Origin of the sequence: Pseudomonas sp. CFBP 13602, assembly GCF_014842725.1 — a bacterium.
Taxonomy (GTDB): domain Bacteria; phylum Pseudomonadota; class Gammaproteobacteria; order Pseudomonadales; family Pseudomonadaceae; genus Aquipseudomonas; species Aquipseudomonas baltica.
In genome coordinates, this window is record NZ_JACYVT010000003.1 from 151625 (window position 1) to 168924 (window position 17300).

The window sequence follows — 17300 nt, forward strand, 5'->3', positions numbered from 1 at the left end:
GCGGAGGGCTCTGGGCCGGCATTCTAGAGCGGGTGCACAGCGGCGATAAGCTGGAATTCCTGCGAATCTTTGTTACCGAACCGGCGATAATCCTTCTGTATAATTGTTGCTTCATGCGACAATTTGTCCGTCGAACCAGAGACCGAATCATGGACACCTTGCAAAACATGCGTGCGTTCACCTGTGTGGCCGAAGCCGGCAGTTTCACCGCCGCCGCCGCGCAACTGGACACTACCACCGCCAACGTCTCGCGCGCGGTGTCCAACCTCGAAGCACACCTGCAGACGCGGCTGCTCAACCGCACGACCCGACGCATTGCCCTGACCGAGGCCGGCAAACGCTACCTGGTGCGCTGTGAGCAGATCCTCACCTATGTGGCGGAAGCCGAGGCCGAGGCCAGCGACGCCCACGCGCGGCCTTCGGGGCAGTTGAAGGTGCACACCATGACCGGCATCGGCCAGCACTTCGTGATCGACGCCATCGCGCGCTACCGGCGTACCCATCCGGACGTGACCTTCGACCTGACCCTGGCCAACCGGGTCCCGGACCTGCTCGACGAAGGCTATGACGTGTCCATCGTCCTGGCCAGCGAGCTGCCCGATTCGGGCTTCGTCTCGCAACGCCTGGGCATCACCTACAGCATCGTCTGCGCCTCCCCCGAATACGTGAAGGCTCATGGCTCGGCGCGCACGCCCGGCGATCTGCGCGACCATGCCTGCCTGCGCCTGGTCAGCCCGGTGGTGCAACTGGAAAAATGGCTGTTTCAGGGCCCCGATGGTCAGGAAATGGTCAACATCAGCAACGCACCGTTCCAGGTCAATTCCGCCGATGCGATGAAGACCGCCATCAGCAGTGGCATGGGCGTGGGCGTGCTGCCTATCTACGCGGCCATCGATGGCCTGCGCAACGGCACGCTGGTACGCATGCTGCCCGAATACCGCCTGCAGGAGTTGAACCTGTACGCCATCTATCCGTCCCGTCAGTACCTGGATGCGAAGATCAAGACCTGGGTGGAATACCTGCGCGGTTCGCTGCCCGACATTCTGGCGGCGCACGACGCCGACCTGCAGACCTTCGACCTGCAGATCGCCAACTGAGCCGGGATTGTTTCTGCTCGAGCGGGAATGTTAGCGTGCTCTCATTACCTCCCGACGAGCACACGCCCAATGAAAAAAACCGTCCTCGCGTTCAGCCGTATCACCCCTGCCATGGTCGAGCGGCTCGAAGCGCATTTCGACGTCATCGTGCCCAACCCGAAGGCGGGTGACATCGCCGCGCAGTTCAACGAGGCGCTGCCCAAGGCCCACGGCCTGATCGGCGCCGGCCGGCCATTGGGCCGCAAGCAACTGGCCGACGCCGCCAACCTGGAGGTGGTTTCCAGCGTGTCGGTGGGCTACGACAACTACGACGTCAGCTATTTCGACGAGCGCGGCATCATGCTCACCAACACCCCTGACGTACTGACCCAAAGCACCGCCGACCTGGCCTTCGCCCTGATCATGAGCAGCGCCCGGCGCGTGGCCGAACTGGACGCCTGGACCAAGGCCGGCAACTGGAAAGCCAGCGTCGGCCCCGACCAGTTCGGCACCGATGTGTACGGCAAGACGCTGGGCATCGTCGGCCTGGGCAATATCGGCGCGGCAGTGGCACGCCGCGGACGGCTGGGCTTTGACATGCCCATCCTGTACAGCGGCAACAGCCGCAAGCCTGAACTGGAGCAGGAACTGGGTGCGCAGTTTCGCAGCCTCGAGCAACTACTGGCGGAGGCGGATTTCGTCTGCCTGGTGGTGCCGCTCAGCGACAAGACGCGGCACATGATCGGCACCGCCGAGCTGGCGCAAATGAAGAAGAGCGCCATTCTGGTGAATATCTCGCGCGGGCCGGTGGTCGATGAAGCGGCGCTGGTGCAGGCGCTGCGCGACGGCACCTTGCGCGGCGCCGGCCTGGATGTCTACGAGAAGGAACCGCTGGCCGAATCGCCATTGTTCCAGCTGGGCAACGTCGTGACGCTGCCGCACATCGGCTCGGCCACGGCGCAGACCCGTGATGCCATGGCTTATCGCGCCATCGACAACCTGACGGCGGCGCTGCTCGGCAAACGCCCTCAGGATCTGGTCAACCCGCAGGCGTTCAAGGGCTAGGGCGAACCAGCGCCGCGCCGCCCGGCACCGGCTGCGCCCCCAGCGACCCAGTCGACGGGGGCGTCGCCGGCCTGGCGCCCTTGCGAAACACCAGCACGTTGCCAAGCATCACCAGTACCAGCCCGCCCAGGGCCGGTGCGGTCCATTGGTACCCTTCGGCATAGGCCGAGACGTTCAACGCCACCACCGGGAACAGCACCGTGCAGTAAGCGGCGCGCTCGGGACCCATGCGACCCACCAGGGTCAGGTAGGCGGTAAAGCCGATCACCGAGCCGGGTATCACCAGGTACAGCAGCGAGCCGACGTAGCGCATGCTCCAGTCGATGGTGAACGGCGTGCCGCGCAGCAGGCAATAGCCGCCCAGCAGCAGCGCTCCGTACAGCATGCCCCAGGCATTGGTGGTCAGCGGCCTCAACCCGGCTTTCTGCTGCACGCTGGAGAGCATGTTGCCCGCCGAGAAACACAAGGTGCCCAGCAGCGCCAGGCCCAGGCCGAGCAGGGTCTGCGGGCTGGCATCATGGCCGGCCAGCTCCGGCCAGAACAGCAGGCCCAGGCCAAGCAGGCCAAGACCACCTGCACCGATCACGCTGGCGGTGATCCGTTGCCCCAGAAAGATCCGCGCGTTGAGTGCATTCCACAAGGTCGCCGTGGAGAACACCACCGCGATCAGCCCGGTCGGCAGCCACTGGCTGGCGGTGAGAAAACACATGAAATTCACGCAGAACAGGCACAGCCCCTGGGCCAGGCAGATGAAGTGACCACGCCGCCCCATGGCCTGCAGTCGCCGGGTGGCCAGCAGGATCACGAACAGCACCAGCGCGGCGAGGCCGAACCGGTAGACGATGGACACGGGAATCTCGACCACGCCCAGTTGCAGCTTGAGGGCGATCCATGTCGTTCCCCAGATCAGTACGGTCAACAGATACAACGATAGGTTCATGACAAGGCCCTCCGGGGTCAGGGGCCCATTGTCCGAGCGGCGGCCGATCCCGGCTTGCACAAACTTGCGCTTTTTCTGCCGCTGCACTGGCAGCTTTCCCGCGACGCAGTACCATGACCACGGAGGTATCGACCATGACTGCTTTGCTGGACCTGCAAGTGTTTCAGGCGCTGCACAACTCGCGCCACGCGCGCCTCGAGCACAGTGCCGAACTGGGCGACTCGATGGTGGCAGCGCTGTGGAGCAATCACCACGATGCCCAGGAGTATCAGGCGCCGACCCATCACACTCTGTCGTGCTACATCGGCGGCGGCACGGGCACCTTTCGCCGCGATCGCCCTTGGGAGAAAGGCGCGCCCGGCAAGCAGTGCATCCTGCCGGCCGGGCATGAGTCGGCGTGGGTGATCAACGGTGATATCCGCCTGGCCCACCTCTATTTCAGCGCAGAGCAGTTTGCGCTGGGCTGCGTGACGCTGCTGGACCGTGAGCCCCGCGAAATGCAGTTGCGCGAGAATACCTTCCTCGAAGACCCGGCACAGGCACGACGCTTCGCTCGTCTGATCACGTTGAACTGGAACGAACCGGGGGAGCGCGTACTGACCAGCAGCCTGGCCCACGAGATGCTCGCCCATGCTCTGCTCAGTCAAGCGGTCGCGCGTCCGCAGCTTCGGCTCAAAGGCGGGCTTGCACCTCATCAGCGGCGCCTGCTTCGCGACTTCATCGAGTCGCAGTTGGCCGAACCTCTGAGCCTCGGCCAGCTGGCAGCCTTGTGCAGCTTGTCGGAGTACCACTTCGCACGGATGTTTCGCACCAGCTTTGGCTTGCCGCCGCATCAATACGTGCTGGCTCGACGGATCGCCCGCGCCCGCTCGCTGTTGCGCCAGACGCACCTGCCCTTGGGCGAGGTGGGGCTGGCATGCGGCTTCGCCAGCGCCAGTCACTTCAGCAATCGGTTTCGCCAGGCAAGTGCGGTATCCCCAGGCGAATATCGCCTGGCTTGCACCTGACGGCAGACTGGCGAGCAGCTCGCGCTACCAGTGTGCCACTGCCGCCAATGGCCCCAGCAGCAGGCCGGCTGCGGCCAATGCCAGGGCCCAGCGTGGCCGGTACGGCAACAGCCACACCAGGAATACCGCGCTGCCCATCAACACTGCGGTCCAGCGCACCAGCCCCATGGCCCAGCCAGCGCTGAGCACCGAGACCCACAGCGACAAGGCCAGCAAAGCCCAGCCTGCCAAGCGCAATTGCACCTTGCGCGAAGGACTGGGTCGATGCCCGAGCATTTCCTGATGATGACGTTCCATGGCCAGGCACAGGGCACTGAAGCCGGCATAACTGAGCAAACCTGCAGCCAACATCAGTGCACCTCGCCAGGCATGGTAGGACGCGCACGCACCGTCCGCACCACCGGCAATGCCGCCAGCACAGCGCGGCGACGTATCTTCATGACCACCCACGCCAGCACCAGGCCGCAGCCCAGGGCGCTGAGATCGACGCCTGCCAATACCCAGTCGCCGGCGGCGATGGACGCCGGCAGGCCATGGTTGGTGGTGAGCAGGCTCAGTAACGGCACACTCGCCAGGGCAATCGCCGCCAGACCCAATTGCTCGATCCAGGCCTTGCTGCCACTGCGCACAGCAGCATGCACGATGCTCAATAGCCAAACCACGAAGAAGCTGTCGACCTCGATGCCGGCACGCTCCGGATAGGTCGCCGGCAGCAGCCGGTTGGCCCACATGAAGCCTGCCACCGCCAGCACCAGCCCGGCCATGCCGGCCACGTTCAACACTTCCACCAGACGCAGCTCGAAGGGCCGCACACCGCTGCGGGCATGCTTGAGCTGACGTTTGCCCAGCCACATGACCAGGCCCGTACCGATCAGCAAGGTGCTGCCCAGGCCGCAGAAGAAATACAGCCAGCGCAGCACGGGCCCGGCGAACAGCCCCATGTGCAACCCATAGAACGTGCCCGCGATGGCTATTGGCGTGGAGCTTTCGCGCGGCTGCTCGAGCACCGCGCCCGTGGTACCGGCGAAGGTGATGGCTGCGCCCAGGTCGCGGCTCACGCTATCGCCGTCATGGCGGCTGAACTGCACCTGAGCGTTGGCATCGCCCGGCATCTGCACCGACACCCGGCCGATGCTGCCTCCGGGCCATTGCTGCAGCGCACGGTCGTACAGCCCTCCCAGATTCACCAGCGGCGCAGGCTGCCCGGCGGCGACCACCCGCTGGTTGCCCGGATAGATCTCGCTGAAGAACGCCTGGGTATCGCCATCGTAGCGGCTGTTGATGCTCGCCGGCATGAGCATGGTCATGAAAATCACCAGGCTGCTGTAGGTGATCATCAGGTGAAAAGGCAGCACCAGCACGCCGATCGCGTTGTGCCCATCGAGCCAGGAACGCGCGCCCTTGCCGGGGCGGAAGGTGAAGAATTCCTTGAAGATCTTCTTGTGGGTGATGATGCCGGTGACCAGCGTCACCAGCATGACCATCGCCGCCAGGCTACTCAGCCAGCGGCCCCAGGGGTAGCCCATTTGCAGCTGGTAGTGGAAGCGATAGAAGAAGTCGCCGCCGCGGCTGTCGCGCGCCTCGATTCGCTGCCCGGTCTGCGGGTCCAGGGTCTGCCGGGTGAAGCTGCCGCGCCCGCTTTTGTTCGGGTCCTGCCACATGACCGAAAGCGCTGGCTCGCGCGCGTCCGGCAGGCTGATGAACCAGCGTGACGATTGCCCGGCATTGGCCTGCAGGTAGGCCTGCGCCTGCGTCAGGCTGGCCCGAGCGTCGAGCACGCGCACCGGCACTTCGGGCTGTGCCCAATGGCTGATCTCGTCCTTGAAATAGGACAGTGTTCCGGTGAGGAAGATGGCGAACAGCAACCAGCCGAACACCAGCCCCGCCCAGGTATGCAACCACGCCATCGCCTGGCGGAAGCCTTCTCTCACGGCAGGTGCTGCCAGTGCAGAAGACCCGCCATCGCGGCCAGTATCAGGCCCGGAATGGCCAGGCCCAGCCAGGCTCGACCGGCGCTGTGCGAGGCGAAACACCACAGCACGGCCACCAGATACACGAGGAACGACAGCATCATGGCGCTGACCACGGCCTCGCCGCGTGCCATGGGCAGCAGCCAGGCGATGCATACGCTTGCAAGTGCCGCCAGCACGTAGCCGCCAAATACAGCCGCGACGATGCGAGAGGCCACCGCCCAACGATACGAGGCAGGTACCCCGCCGATTCTGCTTCTCATGAAAGACCTTCAAACCTACGAACGCGGCACTGAATCGTGCTGATAATAATGATAAATATTCTCATGCGCAAAGACCGTTGACGTTTATCTTGTGCTGCAACACTTTTTGCCGACGCTGGGACGGCTGTCGACCTTGCCCAAACGGCGGCTCATCCGTAAGATACGAACAATTCTTATTCTGCTGCGCACCCCATGGCGCCGGAGTGTTCGCGGTGAGCTCTGTGACTTCCCCTGCCTCGCATTCGGTCGAGGGCCTCTACCTCGTCCATCGCCGCTGGCTGACCGAGTGGCTGCGCAGCCGTCTGGGCTGCCCGGACAACGCTGCCGACCTCGCCCAGGACACCTTCATGCGCCTGTTGACCGCGCGCGAGGTCGCGCCCATCCGTGAACCGCGGGCGTTTCTCACCACGGTGGCCAAGCGCGTGCTGTTCAACCACTACCGTCGCCAGGATCTGGAGCGCGCGTATCTGGAGGCCTTGAGCCAGATGCCCGAGCCCCTTGCACCCTGCGAAGAACACCGGGCGATCATCCTGCAGACCCTGCTCGAGCTGGACGCGCTACTCGAAGGTCTGCCGGTCACGGTCAAGCGTGCGTTCCTGATGGCACAGGTCGATGGCCTGGGCTACCGCGAAATCGCCAGCGAACTCGGTATATCCCTGGCCACGGTAAAGCGCCATCTGCACAAGGCAGCCCTGCGCTGCTACTTCGCGCTGTGAACGAAGCCCGCAGTTTTTCTCCGCACGTGGCCGAACAGGCCGTGCAGTGGCTGCTTGAACTGCAACAAGGCCCGCTCGACCCGCGCCAGCAGCAGGCATGGCAGCGCTGGCTGCACGCCGACGGCGAGCACCGTCGTGCCTGGGATCACATCCAGAAGGTCAATCAGCAGTTCGCCGGCCTGCCCGCTTCCCTGGCGCAGGCTACCGTGGGCGCGCCCCACTCGCCCGGCCGCCGACGCGCCCTCAAGGCACTGTTGCTGCTGGGAATGGCCGGTGCAACCACCCTGGCCCTGCGACAACAGCACTGGCTGCCGCCGCTGGTGGCCGACTACCGCAGCCCGCTGGGCCAGCGCCGCCAATTGCAGCTGGACGACGGCAGCCGGATCCACCTCAACACCACCAGCGCCGTGGACGTGCGCTTCGATGCGGGTCGGCGCCTGATCCACTTGCTCGAAGGCGAGATCATGCTCACGGCGGGTGCCGATGCGCGGCCCCTGCTCATCGGCACCGACCAAGGGCTGATCACCGCTGGCCGGGGGCAGGTCAATGTTCGCCAACTGCCGGGCAGCACCCAGGTGCAGGCACTGCAGGGCGCCGTCACCCTCGAGGCCGCCGGGCTGCACGATGAGCCACGGCGCCTGGCCGACGGCCAGCAGCTCGAGTTCGAACGCCAGCGCTTCAATCCGGCGCGACCACTGGACGCCAACAGTGGCGCCTGGGTCGACGGCATGCTGATCGCCGCGCGCATGCGCCTGGGCGACTTCCTGGCCGAAGTCGGCCGTTATCGCCGCGGCCAGCTGGACTGCGACGCCCGCGCTGCCAATCTGTTGCTCTCCGGCAGTTTCCCCCTGGGCGATACCGAGAAAATTCTCGATTCACTGGAGGCGGCGCTGCCAGTGAAAGTCCGGCGCTTCACCCGCTATTGGGTCACGGTTCAATCCCGGGTCTAGCCATGCCAGGTTTGGCGGCGAGCATTTATTTACACCCTCGGTGAGCCGTTTTGCCTTGCCCGCGTGACAGACAGGGTAACTCCCACTACATCCTGCCTGGAAACGCCGAATGTCCAACCTGCCCACCCCACTCGCCCGCGCCCTGCGCTGTCTGTTGCTCGGCACTGCCGTGAGCGTGGCTCAACTGCCGCACGCCATGGCCGCCGAGGGCTCTACCCGCGAGTACCACATCGCGCCCGCGTCGGTCGAAAGCGCGGTCAATCAGTTCGGCCGCGAGGCAGGTGTACTGATTTCATTCGGCTCGACGACCCTGGCAGACCAGCCCAGCCGTGGCCTGCAAGGCAGCTACAGCGTCGAACAGGCACTGGCGGTACTGCTTGAAGGTACCGGCTTGCACGCGCAGCCGTTGGGCGATGGCGCCTACAGCCTGGAAGCCACACCTGTGGCCCAGCCTGGCAGCGCCGGTGCTGCGGTCGAACTGGGTGCGTCCAGTGTCGTGGGCGACTGGCTCGGCGCCGCCGAACAGACCAACGTGTTCGAGCACGCCGGTGCCCGGGACGTGGTGCGCCGCGAAGACTTCGAACGCACTGGCGCCACCAGCGCGCGCGATGTCCTCAACCGCATTCCGGGTGTCAATGCACCACAGAACAACGGCACGGGCAGCCATGACATGGCGATGAACTTCGGCATCCGTGGGCTCAACCCACGCTTGGCGACCCGCTCCACGGTGCTGATGGACGGCATCCCGGTGCCGTTCGCGCCCTATGGCCAGCCGCAGTTGTCGTTCGCCCCGGTCAGCATGGGCAACATGGACGCCGTGGACGTGGTGCGCGGCGGCGGCGCGGTGCGCTACGGCCCGCAGAACGTCGGCGGCATCGTCAACTTCGTGACCCGCGCGATTCCCGATGCACCTACCATCAAGGGCGGCTTGCAGACCCAGGCCAGCCCTTCGTCGAGCCAGGACGGCTTCAAGACCACCGGCAACCTGCTGGCGGGCGGTACTGCCGACAACGGCCTGGGCGGCGCCCTGCTCTACTCCGGCGTGCGCGGCGGCGACTGGCGCGAGCACAGCGATACCCAGATCGACGACCTGATTCTCAAGGGCAAATACCAGATCGACGACGCCAACAGCCTCAATGCCCAGGCGCAGTACTACGAAGGCGAGGCCGACATGCCCGGTGGCCTCAGCGCAGCCGACTACAAGGCCGACCCCTATCAGTCGACCCGCCGCTACGACAAGTTCTGGGGGCGCCGCACCATGGTCAACTTCGGCTACCGCTACCAGGAAGATCGCCGCGAATTCACCGCCAACACCTTCTTCACCAAGACCCTGCGCAGCGGCTACCTGGACCAGGGCAACTTTCTCTCACTGTCGCCCCGCGAGTACTGGGTACGCGGTGTAGAGACGCGCTTCTCCCAAGGCTTCGATCTGGGCCAGACACAGCACGAAATGAGCGTGGGCTACCGCTACATCAGCGAGGCGGGCCATGAGCTGCGCTACCGCACGCCGATCAGCGCCAACCAGCAGTTGCCCAGCACCGACAGCCGCAACGACCGGGATACCCGCGGCGGCACCCAGGCCCACGCCTTCTATGTCGACGACCGCATCGATATCGGCCGCTGGACGTTCACGCCCGGCATCCGCTACGAGATGATCGACTCGCAGCAGACCAACAACCTCACCAACGTCAAATACCAGGGCGACTACACCACCGCCTTGCCGGCCCTGAACGTGCTCTATCACGTCAACGAAAACTGGAACCTGTACGCCAACACCGAAGGGTCGTTCGGCAGTGTGCAGTACAGCCAGATGCCCAACCGTGTGACCGGCGGCGAAGTGAAGCCGGAAAAGGCCCGGACCTGGGAGCTGGGGACGCGTTACGACAACGGCAATCTGCGCGCGGAAATCGGTGCGTTCCTGATCAACTTCGACAACCAGTACGACAGCAACCAGACCAACGACACGGTGATCGCTCGCGGCGAGACTCGCCATCAGGGTATCGAGACCAGCATCAACTACGCACTGGACGGTTTGAGCCCGGCCCTGGCCGGTTTCGACGTTCACGCCAGCTACGCGTTCGTCGATGCCACCATCCGCGAAGACGGCCCGAACAAGGGCAACCGCGTGCCGTTCTCCTCGCGCCACAAGGGCACCCTGGGCGTCGGGTACACCCAGGGCCCGTGGAAGCTCGACCTGGACAGCAGCTACCAGAGCAGCCAGTTCGCCGACAACGCCAACACCCAGGCCGAAAGCGCCGACGGCAGCACCGGGCGCATCCCAGGCTACATGCTCTTCAGCAGCCGCGCCGGCTATGACTTCGGCCCGCAATTGTCCGACTTGAACGTCGCGGTGGGCCTGAAGAACATTTTCAATCACCAGTATTACACCCGTTCCTTCGACGACAACAACAAGGGCAAGTACGTGGGCGAGCCGCGCACCGTCTACGTGCAAACCTCCGTCGCCTTCTGACGCTGGCAGCGTGCGCCTGCTGCCGCTGAACCCCTGTGGCAGCGGGTCGGAGGCCGGAATTGCGCCCCGCAGAGTTTCGGGTTTCGCACTTATTTCGGAAAAAGTTCGAAAAAGTTACTGAATATTTATCTTCGTCAGGGGGTTGAATTGTTTCTTCAACTCCCTGACCTTGTACTTCAAGAGGCGATGAATATCAGTGTCATCGAATCTCTAGCTAGCAAGCCGAATAAGGGATGAACTATGCAGATCCAGGTCAATAGCGATAACCATATTCAAGGCGATGCCCGCCTGCAGGAGTGGGTACGCACCGTAGTGGAAAACGCAGTCGAGCATTATCAGGAGGATCTCACCCGTATCGAGGTTCATCTCGCCGACGAAAACGGCCAGAAATCCGGGCCCGACGACATGCGCTGCCAGATGGAAGCGCGTCCAAAAGGTCACCAGCCCATTTCCGTGACGCACAAGGCTGAAACCTTGGACCTGGCGGTCGATGGCGCCGCCGAGAAGCTCAGCCACGCTTTGGAGCACATGTTCGGCAGGCTGCGCAACAAGCGTGCAGCCAACCAGCAAACCATTCCCGATGGTCCGAACGAAGCCTTGCTCGAGGAAGAGTTTCTGGAAAACGAACAGGTGCTCAACAGCAAGTCCTGAGCCCTGCAACGTAGGAAAAGGCGAGCCCGGGGCTCGCCTTTTTTATTGCCTGCGAACAAGTTTTTCGGTCCGGGCACGGCGATTGCTACATCAATTGCGACGAAGTAGGGCGGCAGTTACATATAGCAAAAGATGAAACGCGGCGCCGACCAGCGGTCTTGAACCAGTAACTAATCGCCTAGTCCATTAACGAAGTTCGACTATTGCAGGTAGTACATCATGGATAATCCATTCCAAGCCCTGAGCGATGCGTTCCAACCCGAGTACCGCGTCAACCTGAGCATTCAGCGCCTGGATGGCAGCATCATGCTGACCCTGTCCAACGAGCGCGGCGTTGCCGCCAAGCGCGTGATCACCGCCGAACAGCGCAACGACCCCAAGCGCATGCGCCGGCTGATCGAAAGCATCCAGTTCGGCATGGCCATCGAGCAAGGTGGCAGCGCCATGCAGATCCTGGCGGCGATGACCGATGCCGGCAACGTCGAGAAGCTGGGCAGCAAGCCAGTCCTTCGCGCCAACGCCGCGCACACCTCGCCGGTCGCCGCCAGCCTGCAATGAGCCGCCGTGCGGCTCAGCTGTCGGACTTCTCCTTTACCGATGGATAGCGCGAAGACCCATAGCGCACCACCAGGATGGCGAAAGCCAGGAGCAGGATGCCACCGCACAGGTAGATGATGCCCAGATCCGGTGCATTGTGGTGCGAGACATCGCCGATCAGCAGGCGAGTCAGGGCGGTGATTGCCACGTACAGCAGGAAGCGGATGGGCATGTGGTTGGTCTTGAAGTAGATCCCCACCATCGCCCCCAGCTCCAGATAGATGAACAGCAGCAGAATGTCGTCCACGCTCACGCTGCCCTTCTCTACCATTCCCAGAAAAGCGCTGACAGCCGCCCAGGCGGTGATGGCGCCAATGCCGAACAGCGCCAGATAGTGGAACGCCTCGACGCACAGATTGCCCAGCGAATCGGCCTGGGCGTGCAGACTCCCGCGAAGTTTTTCGGCCCATTTCATTGCCTGTATTCCTTTTGCCAACCGATGGTGAGATGCGCCTGAACGCCTATGCTCGTTCAGGGCATGCAGCATAAGGGCCAGGCATGGCTGGTGAGAAGCAGCCAGACTGTCGCAGGGCCCCTCGTCGGCACCTCTGTTCAAGCCTGCCGATTTGCCTTATGCTTGGCACTGTATAAACGAACAGTAGTTATACTGAAACCATTCCCTGGGCAAATGAGGTGGTCAATGGCCGTCGAAGTGGTATACCGCAGCAGCCGAGATCTGGAGCGCCTGTTTATGGACAAAGCTGAAGCCGATCGTCACGACAAAATGCTCGAGCTGGCTGAGTTGCTGGCAGACGTACTGAAAAAAGCCGTGCCGTCACTCGATGACAAACAGGTCGAAGACGCCGGTATCTACATGGCGAAAAACCGCGACATCTTCGCCAAGGCATTCAAGAGTCAGCCCGATGCCCTGAACGAGTTGCTTACGGCTACGGCCGACCCCGCCGAGCAGGCCTGATCGTCAGGCCTGCAGCGCTTGCACGAACTCGGCCAGCCAGGGCTCTGCGTCGGTTTCCGGGGTGACGCTTTCGCTGGCGTCCAGGCGCAGCATGTCCTGAACCTCGTGCACGCCCAGCTCTGCAAACAACTCGCGCAACTGCTCGCCGCCGCCGCAATAGGTGTCGTAGCTGGAGTCCCCCAGCGCGATCACACCACCGGGCAGGCCACGCAGCGCCGCCGGCAGTTCATCGCGAAGCTGAGCGTACAGCGCCATGATATTGTCCGGCAGTTCGCCCATGCCGGTGGTCGAGGTCACCGCCAAAACAGCCTCGGGCGCGAATGCCAGCACGTCCTGCAGAGTGGCTCGCGGGTTGTGCCAGGCCTGGATATCCTGTCGCTTTAGCAGCTGCTCGGCATGCCGGGCGACTTCCTCGGCCGCGCCGTAGACCGAACCGCTGAGGATGGCAACTTTCATGATGACTGTCTCGGACCGTTGAAAGCGCTGATCTTACCAGCCCGACCGCGCATTGAAAGACAGGATCTGACGTACTGGGATCCCTCCCGCAGCCCGTATGAATTAGACTACGCTGCACGCTAGGGAACCCTGACATGATCAATGCGAAGCTGCTGCAACTGGTGATCGATGCGTCCAACGACGGCATCGTCGTCGCCGAACAGGAAGGCGAGGACAACATCCTCATCTACGTCAATCCGGCATTCGAGCGCATGACCGGCTATACGTCGCTGGAAATGCTCTACCAGGACTGCCGCCTGCTGCAGGGTGACGACCGCGACCAGCCTGCGCGCCAGCGCGTGCGCGAGGCGATCGACCAGGGGTTGGCGTGCCGCGAGGTGCTTCGCAACCACCGCAAGGACGGCAGTTTCTTCTGGAATGAGCTGTCGATCACCCCGGTACACAACGACAGCGATCAACTGATGTACTACATCGGCATCCAGAAGGATGTCAGCAGCGAGGTCGAAGCGCAGCAGCGCATCGTCGCGCTCGAGCAGCAGGTGGCGGCGCTGCAACAGCGCATCGTCGAACTCGAAACCCCTGCCCCGCCCGGTGCGGTATGACCGCCATGGACGTTTTCCAATGTTGCTTCGAGTCACCCTTTGCCGCGAGTGCACGCCATGCCGCCTGATGTGTTGCTGACCCAGGACGAACTGGAGTTTCTGCGGGCGATGCAGGCCAACCCGCAGCTCAATGTTCGCGATACCCTGCTCAACCTTTCCATCAAGGGTGGACCGCAGGTTCGCGATCTGCTGATGCGCCTGGCATCCCACGAACAGGTCACCATCGAAGCACACCTGGAAAACCAGCAGATCAGCTTTCCGCTGCAGGTCGTGGAAGACGAGTTCCAGGCGGCGCACCTGGAGCTCGGGGCACCCAGCATCTATGAGGACGGACCGATGTTGCGCCCGTGGCGGCTGAGCCTCGCGCAGCCGATCGTGCTGCGCGACGGCGAAGGGCGTGACAGCGACTTCTGGGTCCGTGACATTTCCTTCAAGGGCGCCTTGCTCGAGGTTCGCAATGGGGCACAGGCGCCCGCGCAATTCCAGCTGTGGTTCACCCCCGAAGGGTGCGCACCGATCCCGTTGCGCGGTTCGATGATTCGCGAGGCCGAGCACGGCTTGTTTGCCTACCGGCTCAGCCAGAACAACGCCAAGGCGATAGAGTCCTTGCGCCAGTTCATTCTGATGCACCACCAACTGGTGCATCCGCAACTGCACACCTGAATGCGCCGAATCAGCTGTCCAGATGCCCGGCCAGGTACTGCTGCAAACGCCGTTGCATCAAACGTCCATCGCTGCCCAGGCAGGCGATCTCAGTGGATCGCAGGCTGTCCTGCATGATTTCGGACAGCTCTCCGGCCAACAGCAACGGGCAGCTCAGGGCGTTGTTCAGTTTGGCCAGCTGCCGTGGCAGTGCCGGTGGCGCTGGGCGATTGGAGAACAGCACCACTGCCTGGGGCGCGAGCTTTTCACAGACCAGGCTCAGCTCTTCGAGCGGCTGGCCCAGACCGAGCAGTTGCACTTCGACTTGCGGTCCGCCCAGCAGCAGGCCTGTGACCTGGAGCTCGAGTTCCCGGCACTGCTCTGGTATGGCCACCAGCAATACCCGGCTGTCTTGGCCCTGATCGGAAGCCAGGCGCAGCCGTTGCAGGGTGCGGGCACGCAGGAAGGTGTCGAGGAACAACCATTCGCTGGCCTGGCCAAAGTGGCCCTGATGCACCAGCAGCTCCTGCCAGACCGGCATCAGTACCTGTTCGAATACCACGGCCAGCGGATAGCTGGAAAACACCTGGCCGTAGACCTGATCGAGCCGAGCTTCGGCAAACTCACGTACGCACTGGCGAATCCGCTCCTGCCACTGCTGCCATTCACCGTGCTCGTCGCAGGGCCCGGGCAGCGCAGTTCTGGCCTGCTGGGTGCGCGCCAGGATCTTGCCCACCTTGCTCACCGCCACGCCCCGCTCTATCCAGCCCAGGATACTGCGCACCTCTTCGATATCGGCCAGGGAGTACAAGCGGTGCCCACTTTCGGTGCGGGTAGGCTGCACCAGACCATAGCGGCGCTCCCACGCACGCAGCGTGACCGGGTTGATCCCAGTCAACCGGGCCACCTCGCGAATGGGGTACAGCTCGTCCAGCGCGTGGTCTTGCACGCCGGGCAATCGGGTGCCGGATTCGCTCATTGCTAGTCAACCGCCGCCAGGAACAGGAACGCACAGTGTAACCGCTGGCAGAGGCTTGGGGTTTGTGGATGATCCAACCGACGGTAGATGTGCACGCAGCAGTTTTCGGGAATAATACTTGCTTGATTTCAGATGCACGCCACCACCCCGGCGCTGCATTCGATGGAGGCTCCTACCCGGAGCGCCAGACTGCCTGGAGATACACGATGTCTACCTCCCCCGTTACCCTGATGGTTGCGCGCCGCGTGGCCGATGGCAAATATCAGGACCTGATCGCCTGGCTGCATGAGGGCGAACAACTGGCCACCGATTTTCCAGGTTACCTGGGTTCAGGCGTTCTGGCGCCCGCGCCGGGCGATGACGAATTCCAGATCATCTTCCGTTTTGCCGATGAAACCACGCTGCATGCATGGGAGCATTCTGCCTCCCGTCGCTCCTGGCTTGGCCGTGGCAGTGAACTGTTCGCCCAGCCACACGTGCACCGGGTCAGCGGCACCGAAGGCTGGTTCGGCGACAGTGGCCTGCAGCGCCCGCCGCGCTGGAAACAGGCGGTGGCCATCTGGCTGGCGTTCTTCCCGGTATCGCTGATCTTCAACTTCCTGTTCGGTCACGTGCTGAACGAGATCAGCCTGGTGCCCAGAGTCATGCTCAGCACCCTGGCCCTGACCCCGCTCATGGTGTTCTTTTTCATTCCACTGTCGACGCGCCTGTTGCGCGGCTGGTTGCACGCCACGCCGAGTCGGGCGCCGCTGCCCAAGGCCAAGGTGGCGTGAACGGCCGGACCTGCTGCGCTTTGTGATATAAATCGGCGCAGCAACCTGCCGACGAAGAGCTCGCCCCATGCCTCACCCGATCCTCATTACCGGCGCCAGCCAGCGCATCGGCCTGCATTGTGCCGAACGCCTGCTGGGCGAAGGCCAACCAGTCATCATCAGCTATCGCCAGGAGCGCGAAACCGTTGCGCACCTGCGCGAGATGGGCGCGGTGACCATCCATGCCGACTTCGCCAGCGAAGCCGGCATCCTGGCCTTCATCGACGCACTCAAGGCGCAGACCACCCAGCTGCGTGCCATCGTGCACAACGCCTCGGCCTGGATCGCGGACAGCGCCGCAGACGAAGCCGCCGCGTTCCAGCAGATGGTCAATGTGCACATGCTGGCGCCCTATCTGATCAACTTGCACTGCGCCGACCTGCTGCGCGCGTCGAAACCTGCCGACATCGTGCACATCAGCGATGACGTGACGCGCAAGGGCAGCGCCAAGCACATGGCCTATTGCGCGAGCAAGGCGGGACTGGACAACCTCACGCTGTCATTCGCGGCGCGGTTCGCGCCGGCGATCAAAGTGAACGGGATTGCCCCGGCGCTGATCCTGTTCAACCCGGATGACGATGCCGATTACCGCTACAAATCGCTGGCCAAGTCGGCGCTGGGCATCGAGCCGGGTGCCGAGGTCATCTACCAAAGCCTGCGCTACCTGTTGGAAAACCCCTACGTGACGGGCACGACCTTGACCGTCAACGGCGGCAGACACGTAAAATAGGCATGCCTGCGTCGGTTCGGCACGACGCTGGCCCCGAACATTCTGCGGAGCACACAACGATGGCACCACTGCAGCCAGGAATGGCACGCATCCGGGTCAAGGACCTGCGCTTGCGCACCTTCATCGGTATCAACGAAGACGAAATCGTCAACAAGCAGGACGTGTTGATCAACCTCACCGTGCTGTATCCGGCGCTCGAAGCGGTGCGCGACAACGATATCGAGCATGCCCTGAACTACCGCACCATCACCAAGGCGGTGATCCAGCACGTGGAGGGCAACCGTTTTGCCCTGCTCGAACGCCTGACCCAGGAGATTCTCGATCTGGTCATGCAGAACACCGCCGTGCGCTATGCCGAAGTGGAAGTCGACAAGCCCCACGCGCTGCGCTTCGCCGAATCGGTTTCGATCACCCTCGCCGGCAGCCGCTGACCGGTTGCCGCTCAGCAGGAGAACGAC

The 17300-nt window shown here is 63.4% G+C and carries 21 protein-coding genes; 14 read left to right on the top strand and 7 right to left on the bottom strand.

From position 1 onward, the window contains the following. Positions 1–149: 149 nt before the first annotated feature. Both IFU31_RS07065 and IFU31_RS07070 read left to right on the top strand, forming a co-directional pair. Positions 150–1097, top strand: a complete 948-nt coding sequence (locus IFU31_RS07065) for a LysR family transcriptional regulator (RefSeq protein ID WP_122475138.1) — start codon at positions 150–152, stop codon at positions 1095–1097. 69 nt (positions 1098–1166) lie between these two features. Further along, the gene (locus IFU31_RS07070) at positions 1167–2141 is read left to right on the top strand and encodes a 2-hydroxyacid dehydrogenase (protein ID WP_122475140.1); all 975 of its coding nucleotides are present in this window, start codon (positions 1167–1169) and stop codon (positions 2139–2141) included. Here IFU31_RS07070 and IFU31_RS07075 read toward each other — a convergent pair. Beyond that, positions 2131–3081, bottom strand: a complete 951-nt coding sequence (locus IFU31_RS07075; RefSeq protein ID WP_192054661.1) for a DMT family transporter — start codon at positions 3079–3081, stop codon at positions 2131–2133. The genes IFU31_RS07070 and IFU31_RS07075 overlap by 11 nt on opposite strands. A gap of 134 nt (positions 3082–3215) precedes the next feature. Between IFU31_RS07075 and IFU31_RS07080 the strand changes: the two genes are divergently transcribed. Then, a complete protein-coding gene (locus tag IFU31_RS07080; RefSeq protein ID WP_192058629.1) occupies positions 3216–4088 on the top strand; it encodes a helix-turn-helix domain-containing protein in 873 nt (290 codons plus the stop codon). A gap of 24 nt (positions 4089–4112) precedes the next feature. Here the strand turns inward: IFU31_RS07080 and IFU31_RS07085 are convergent, their stop codons facing one another. The 3 genes from IFU31_RS07085 to IFU31_RS07095 are packed head-to-tail and all read right to left on the bottom strand — an operon-like array spanning position 4113 to position 6321. Further along, a complete protein-coding gene (locus IFU31_RS07085; RefSeq protein ID WP_192058627.1) occupies positions 4113–4439 on the bottom strand; it encodes a DUF3325 domain-containing protein in 327 nt (108 codons plus the stop codon). After that, positions 4439–6019, bottom strand: coding sequence for a PepSY domain-containing protein (locus IFU31_RS07090; protein ID WP_192058626.1), 1581 nt, complete (start codon positions 6017–6019; stop codon positions 4439–4441). Before IFU31_RS07090 ends, IFU31_RS07085 begins: the two co-directional genes overlap by 1 nt. Next, a complete protein-coding gene (locus tag IFU31_RS07095; RefSeq protein WP_122475147.1) occupies positions 6016–6321 on the bottom strand; it encodes a DUF3649 domain-containing protein in 306 nt (101 codons plus the stop codon). The genes IFU31_RS07090 and IFU31_RS07095 overlap by 4 nt, the downstream gene beginning before the upstream one ends. A 212-nt stretch (positions 6322–6533) precedes the next feature. On the opposite strand from IFU31_RS07095, the gene IFU31_RS07100 reads away from it, so the two are divergent. From IFU31_RS07100 to IFU31_RS07120, 5 genes are all read left to right on the top strand, one after another. Next, positions 6534–7037: a sigma-70 family RNA polymerase sigma factor gene (locus IFU31_RS07100; protein ID WP_446731021.1), complete on the top strand. Its 504-nt coding sequence runs from the start codon at positions 6534–6536 to the stop codon at positions 7035–7037. Beyond that, a complete protein-coding gene (locus IFU31_RS07105; RefSeq protein ID WP_122475149.1) occupies positions 7034–7987 on the top strand; it encodes a FecR domain-containing protein in 954 nt (317 codons plus the stop codon). The genes IFU31_RS07100 and IFU31_RS07105 overlap by 4 nt, the downstream gene beginning before the upstream one ends. Before the next feature lie 109 nt (positions 7988–8096). Then, positions 8097–10457 carry a TonB-dependent Fe(3+) dicitrate receptor FecA gene (fecA, locus tag IFU31_RS07110; RefSeq protein ID WP_192102608.1) on the top strand — a complete coding sequence of 787 codons (2361 nt, stop codon included), beginning with the start codon at positions 8097–8099 and terminating at the stop codon, positions 10455–10457. A 240-nt stretch (positions 10458–10697) separates the two neighbouring features. Then, positions 10698–11108, top strand: a complete 411-nt coding sequence (locus IFU31_RS07115) for an HPF/RaiA family ribosome-associated protein (RefSeq protein WP_122475152.1) — start codon at positions 10698–10700, stop codon at positions 11106–11108. A 219-nt stretch (positions 11109–11327) separates the two neighbouring features. Continuing rightward, positions 11328–11666, top strand: coding sequence for a DUF3509 domain-containing protein (locus IFU31_RS07120; protein WP_192058622.1), 339 nt, complete (start codon positions 11328–11330; stop codon positions 11664–11666). 13 nt (positions 11667–11679) lie between these two features. Here IFU31_RS07120 and IFU31_RS07125 read toward each other — a convergent pair whose 3' ends face one another. Beyond that, the gene (locus IFU31_RS07125) at positions 11680–12120 is read right to left on the bottom strand and encodes a phosphate-starvation-inducible protein PsiE (RefSeq protein WP_043192974.1); all 441 of its coding nucleotides are present in this window, start codon (positions 12118–12120) and stop codon (positions 11680–11682) included. A gap of 225 nt (positions 12121–12345) precedes the next feature. Here IFU31_RS07125 and IFU31_RS07130 point away from each other — a divergent pair, with 225 nt between their 5' ends. Beyond that, a complete protein-coding gene (locus tag IFU31_RS07130; protein WP_122475156.1) occupies positions 12346–12621 on the top strand; it encodes a YebG family protein in 276 nt (91 codons plus the stop codon). A gap of 3 nt (positions 12622–12624) precedes the next feature. On the opposite strand, the gene IFU31_RS07135 is transcribed toward IFU31_RS07130, so the two are convergent. After that, positions 12625–13077 (bottom strand): flavodoxin, encoded by a 453-nt coding sequence (locus IFU31_RS07135; protein WP_185795029.1) that lies wholly within the window; start codon positions 13075–13077, stop codon positions 12625–12627. Between the two features lie 134 nt (positions 13078–13211). Between IFU31_RS07135 and IFU31_RS07140 the strand changes: the two genes are divergently transcribed. Both IFU31_RS07140 and IFU31_RS07145 read left to right on the top strand, forming a co-directional pair. Next, positions 13212–13679 (top strand): PAS domain-containing protein, encoded by a 468-nt coding sequence (locus tag IFU31_RS07140; protein ID WP_122475159.1) that lies wholly within the window; start codon positions 13212–13214, stop codon positions 13677–13679. Between the two features lie 57 nt (positions 13680–13736). Beyond that, a complete protein-coding gene (locus IFU31_RS07145) occupies positions 13737–14342 on the top strand; it encodes a hypothetical protein (protein ID WP_192058620.1) in 606 nt (201 codons plus the stop codon). A gap of 10 nt (positions 14343–14352) precedes the next feature. Here IFU31_RS07145 and IFU31_RS07150 read toward each other — a convergent pair whose 3' ends face one another. Beyond that, entirely contained in the window at positions 14353–15300 is a 948-nt protein-coding gene (locus IFU31_RS07150; protein WP_192058618.1) for a MerR family transcriptional regulator, read from the bottom strand. A 206-nt stretch (positions 15301–15506) separates the two neighbouring features. Between IFU31_RS07150 and IFU31_RS07155 the strand changes: the two genes are divergently transcribed. The 3 genes from IFU31_RS07155 (at position 15507) to folX (ending at position 17273) form a co-directional block, all read left to right on the top strand. Further along, a complete protein-coding gene (locus IFU31_RS07155) occupies positions 15507–16073 on the top strand; it encodes an antibiotic biosynthesis monooxygenase (protein ID WP_122475163.1) in 567 nt (188 codons plus the stop codon). A 67-nt stretch (positions 16074–16140) separates the two neighbouring features. Further along, a complete protein-coding gene (folM, locus tag IFU31_RS07160) occupies positions 16141–16842 on the top strand; it encodes a dihydromonapterin reductase (RefSeq protein ID WP_122475165.1) in 702 nt (233 codons plus the stop codon). Between the two features lie 59 nt (positions 16843–16901). Continuing rightward, positions 16902–17273, top strand: coding sequence for a dihydroneopterin triphosphate 2'-epimerase (folX, locus tag IFU31_RS07165; protein WP_049861227.1), 372 nt, complete (start codon positions 16902–16904; stop codon positions 17271–17273). Positions 17274–17300: the final 27 nt, after the last annotated feature.

Coding starts and splice junctions, on each gene's coding strand:
- folX (WP_049861227.1), top strand. CDS start 16,902: ATGGCACCACTGCAGCCAGGAATGGCACGCATCCGGGTCAAGGACCTG.
- IFU31_RS07130 (WP_122475156.1), top strand. CDS start 12,346: ATGGCCGTCGAAGTGGTATACCGCAGCAGCCGAGATCTGGAGCGCCTG.
- IFU31_RS07085 (WP_192058627.1), bottom strand. CDS start 4,439: ATGTTGGCTGCAGGTTTGCTCAGTTATGCCGGCTTCAGTGCCCTGTGC.
- IFU31_RS07120 (WP_192058622.1), top strand. CDS start 11,328: ATGGATAATCCATTCCAAGCCCTGAGCGATGCGTTCCAACCCGAGTAC.
- IFU31_RS07155 (WP_122475163.1), top strand. CDS start 15,507: ATGTCTACCTCCCCCGTTACCCTGATGGTTGCGCGCCGCGTGGCCGAT.
- IFU31_RS07140 (WP_122475159.1), top strand. CDS start 13,212: ATGATCAATGCGAAGCTGCTGCAACTGGTGATCGATGCGTCCAACGAC.
- IFU31_RS07145 (WP_192058620.1), top strand. CDS start 13,737: ATGCCGCCTGATGTGTTGCTGACCCAGGACGAACTGGAGTTTCTGCGG.
- fecA (WP_192102608.1), top strand. CDS start 8,097: ATGTCCAACCTGCCCACCCCACTCGCCCGCGCCCTGCGCTGTCTGTTG.
- IFU31_RS07135 (WP_185795029.1), bottom strand. CDS start 13,077: ATGAAAGTTGCCATCCTCAGCGGTTCGGTCTACGGCGCGGCCGAGGAA.
- IFU31_RS07115 (WP_122475152.1), top strand. CDS start 10,698: ATGCAGATCCAGGTCAATAGCGATAACCATATTCAAGGCGATGCCCGC.
- IFU31_RS07150 (WP_192058618.1), bottom strand. CDS start 15,300: ATGAGCGAATCCGGCACCCGATTGCCCGGCGTGCAAGACCACGCGCTG.
- IFU31_RS07065 (WP_122475138.1), top strand. CDS start 150: ATGGACACCTTGCAAAACATGCGTGCGTTCACCTGTGTGGCCGAAGCC.
- folM (WP_122475165.1), top strand. CDS start 16,141: ATGCCTCACCCGATCCTCATTACCGGCGCCAGCCAGCGCATCGGCCTG.
- IFU31_RS07125 (WP_043192974.1), bottom strand. CDS start 12,120: ATGAAATGGGCCGAAAAACTTCGCGGGAGTCTGCACGCCCAGGCCGAT.
- IFU31_RS07075 (WP_192054661.1), bottom strand. CDS start 3,081: ATGAACCTATCGTTGTATCTGTTGACCGTACTGATCTGGGGAACGACA.
- IFU31_RS07095 (WP_122475147.1), bottom strand. CDS start 6,321: ATGAGAAGCAGAATCGGCGGGGTACCTGCCTCGTATCGTTGGGCGGTG.
- IFU31_RS07070 (WP_122475140.1), top strand. CDS start 1,167: ATGAAAAAAACCGTCCTCGCGTTCAGCCGTATCACCCCTGCCATGGTC.
- IFU31_RS07080 (WP_192058629.1), top strand. CDS start 3,216: ATGACTGCTTTGCTGGACCTGCAAGTGTTTCAGGCGCTGCACAACTCG.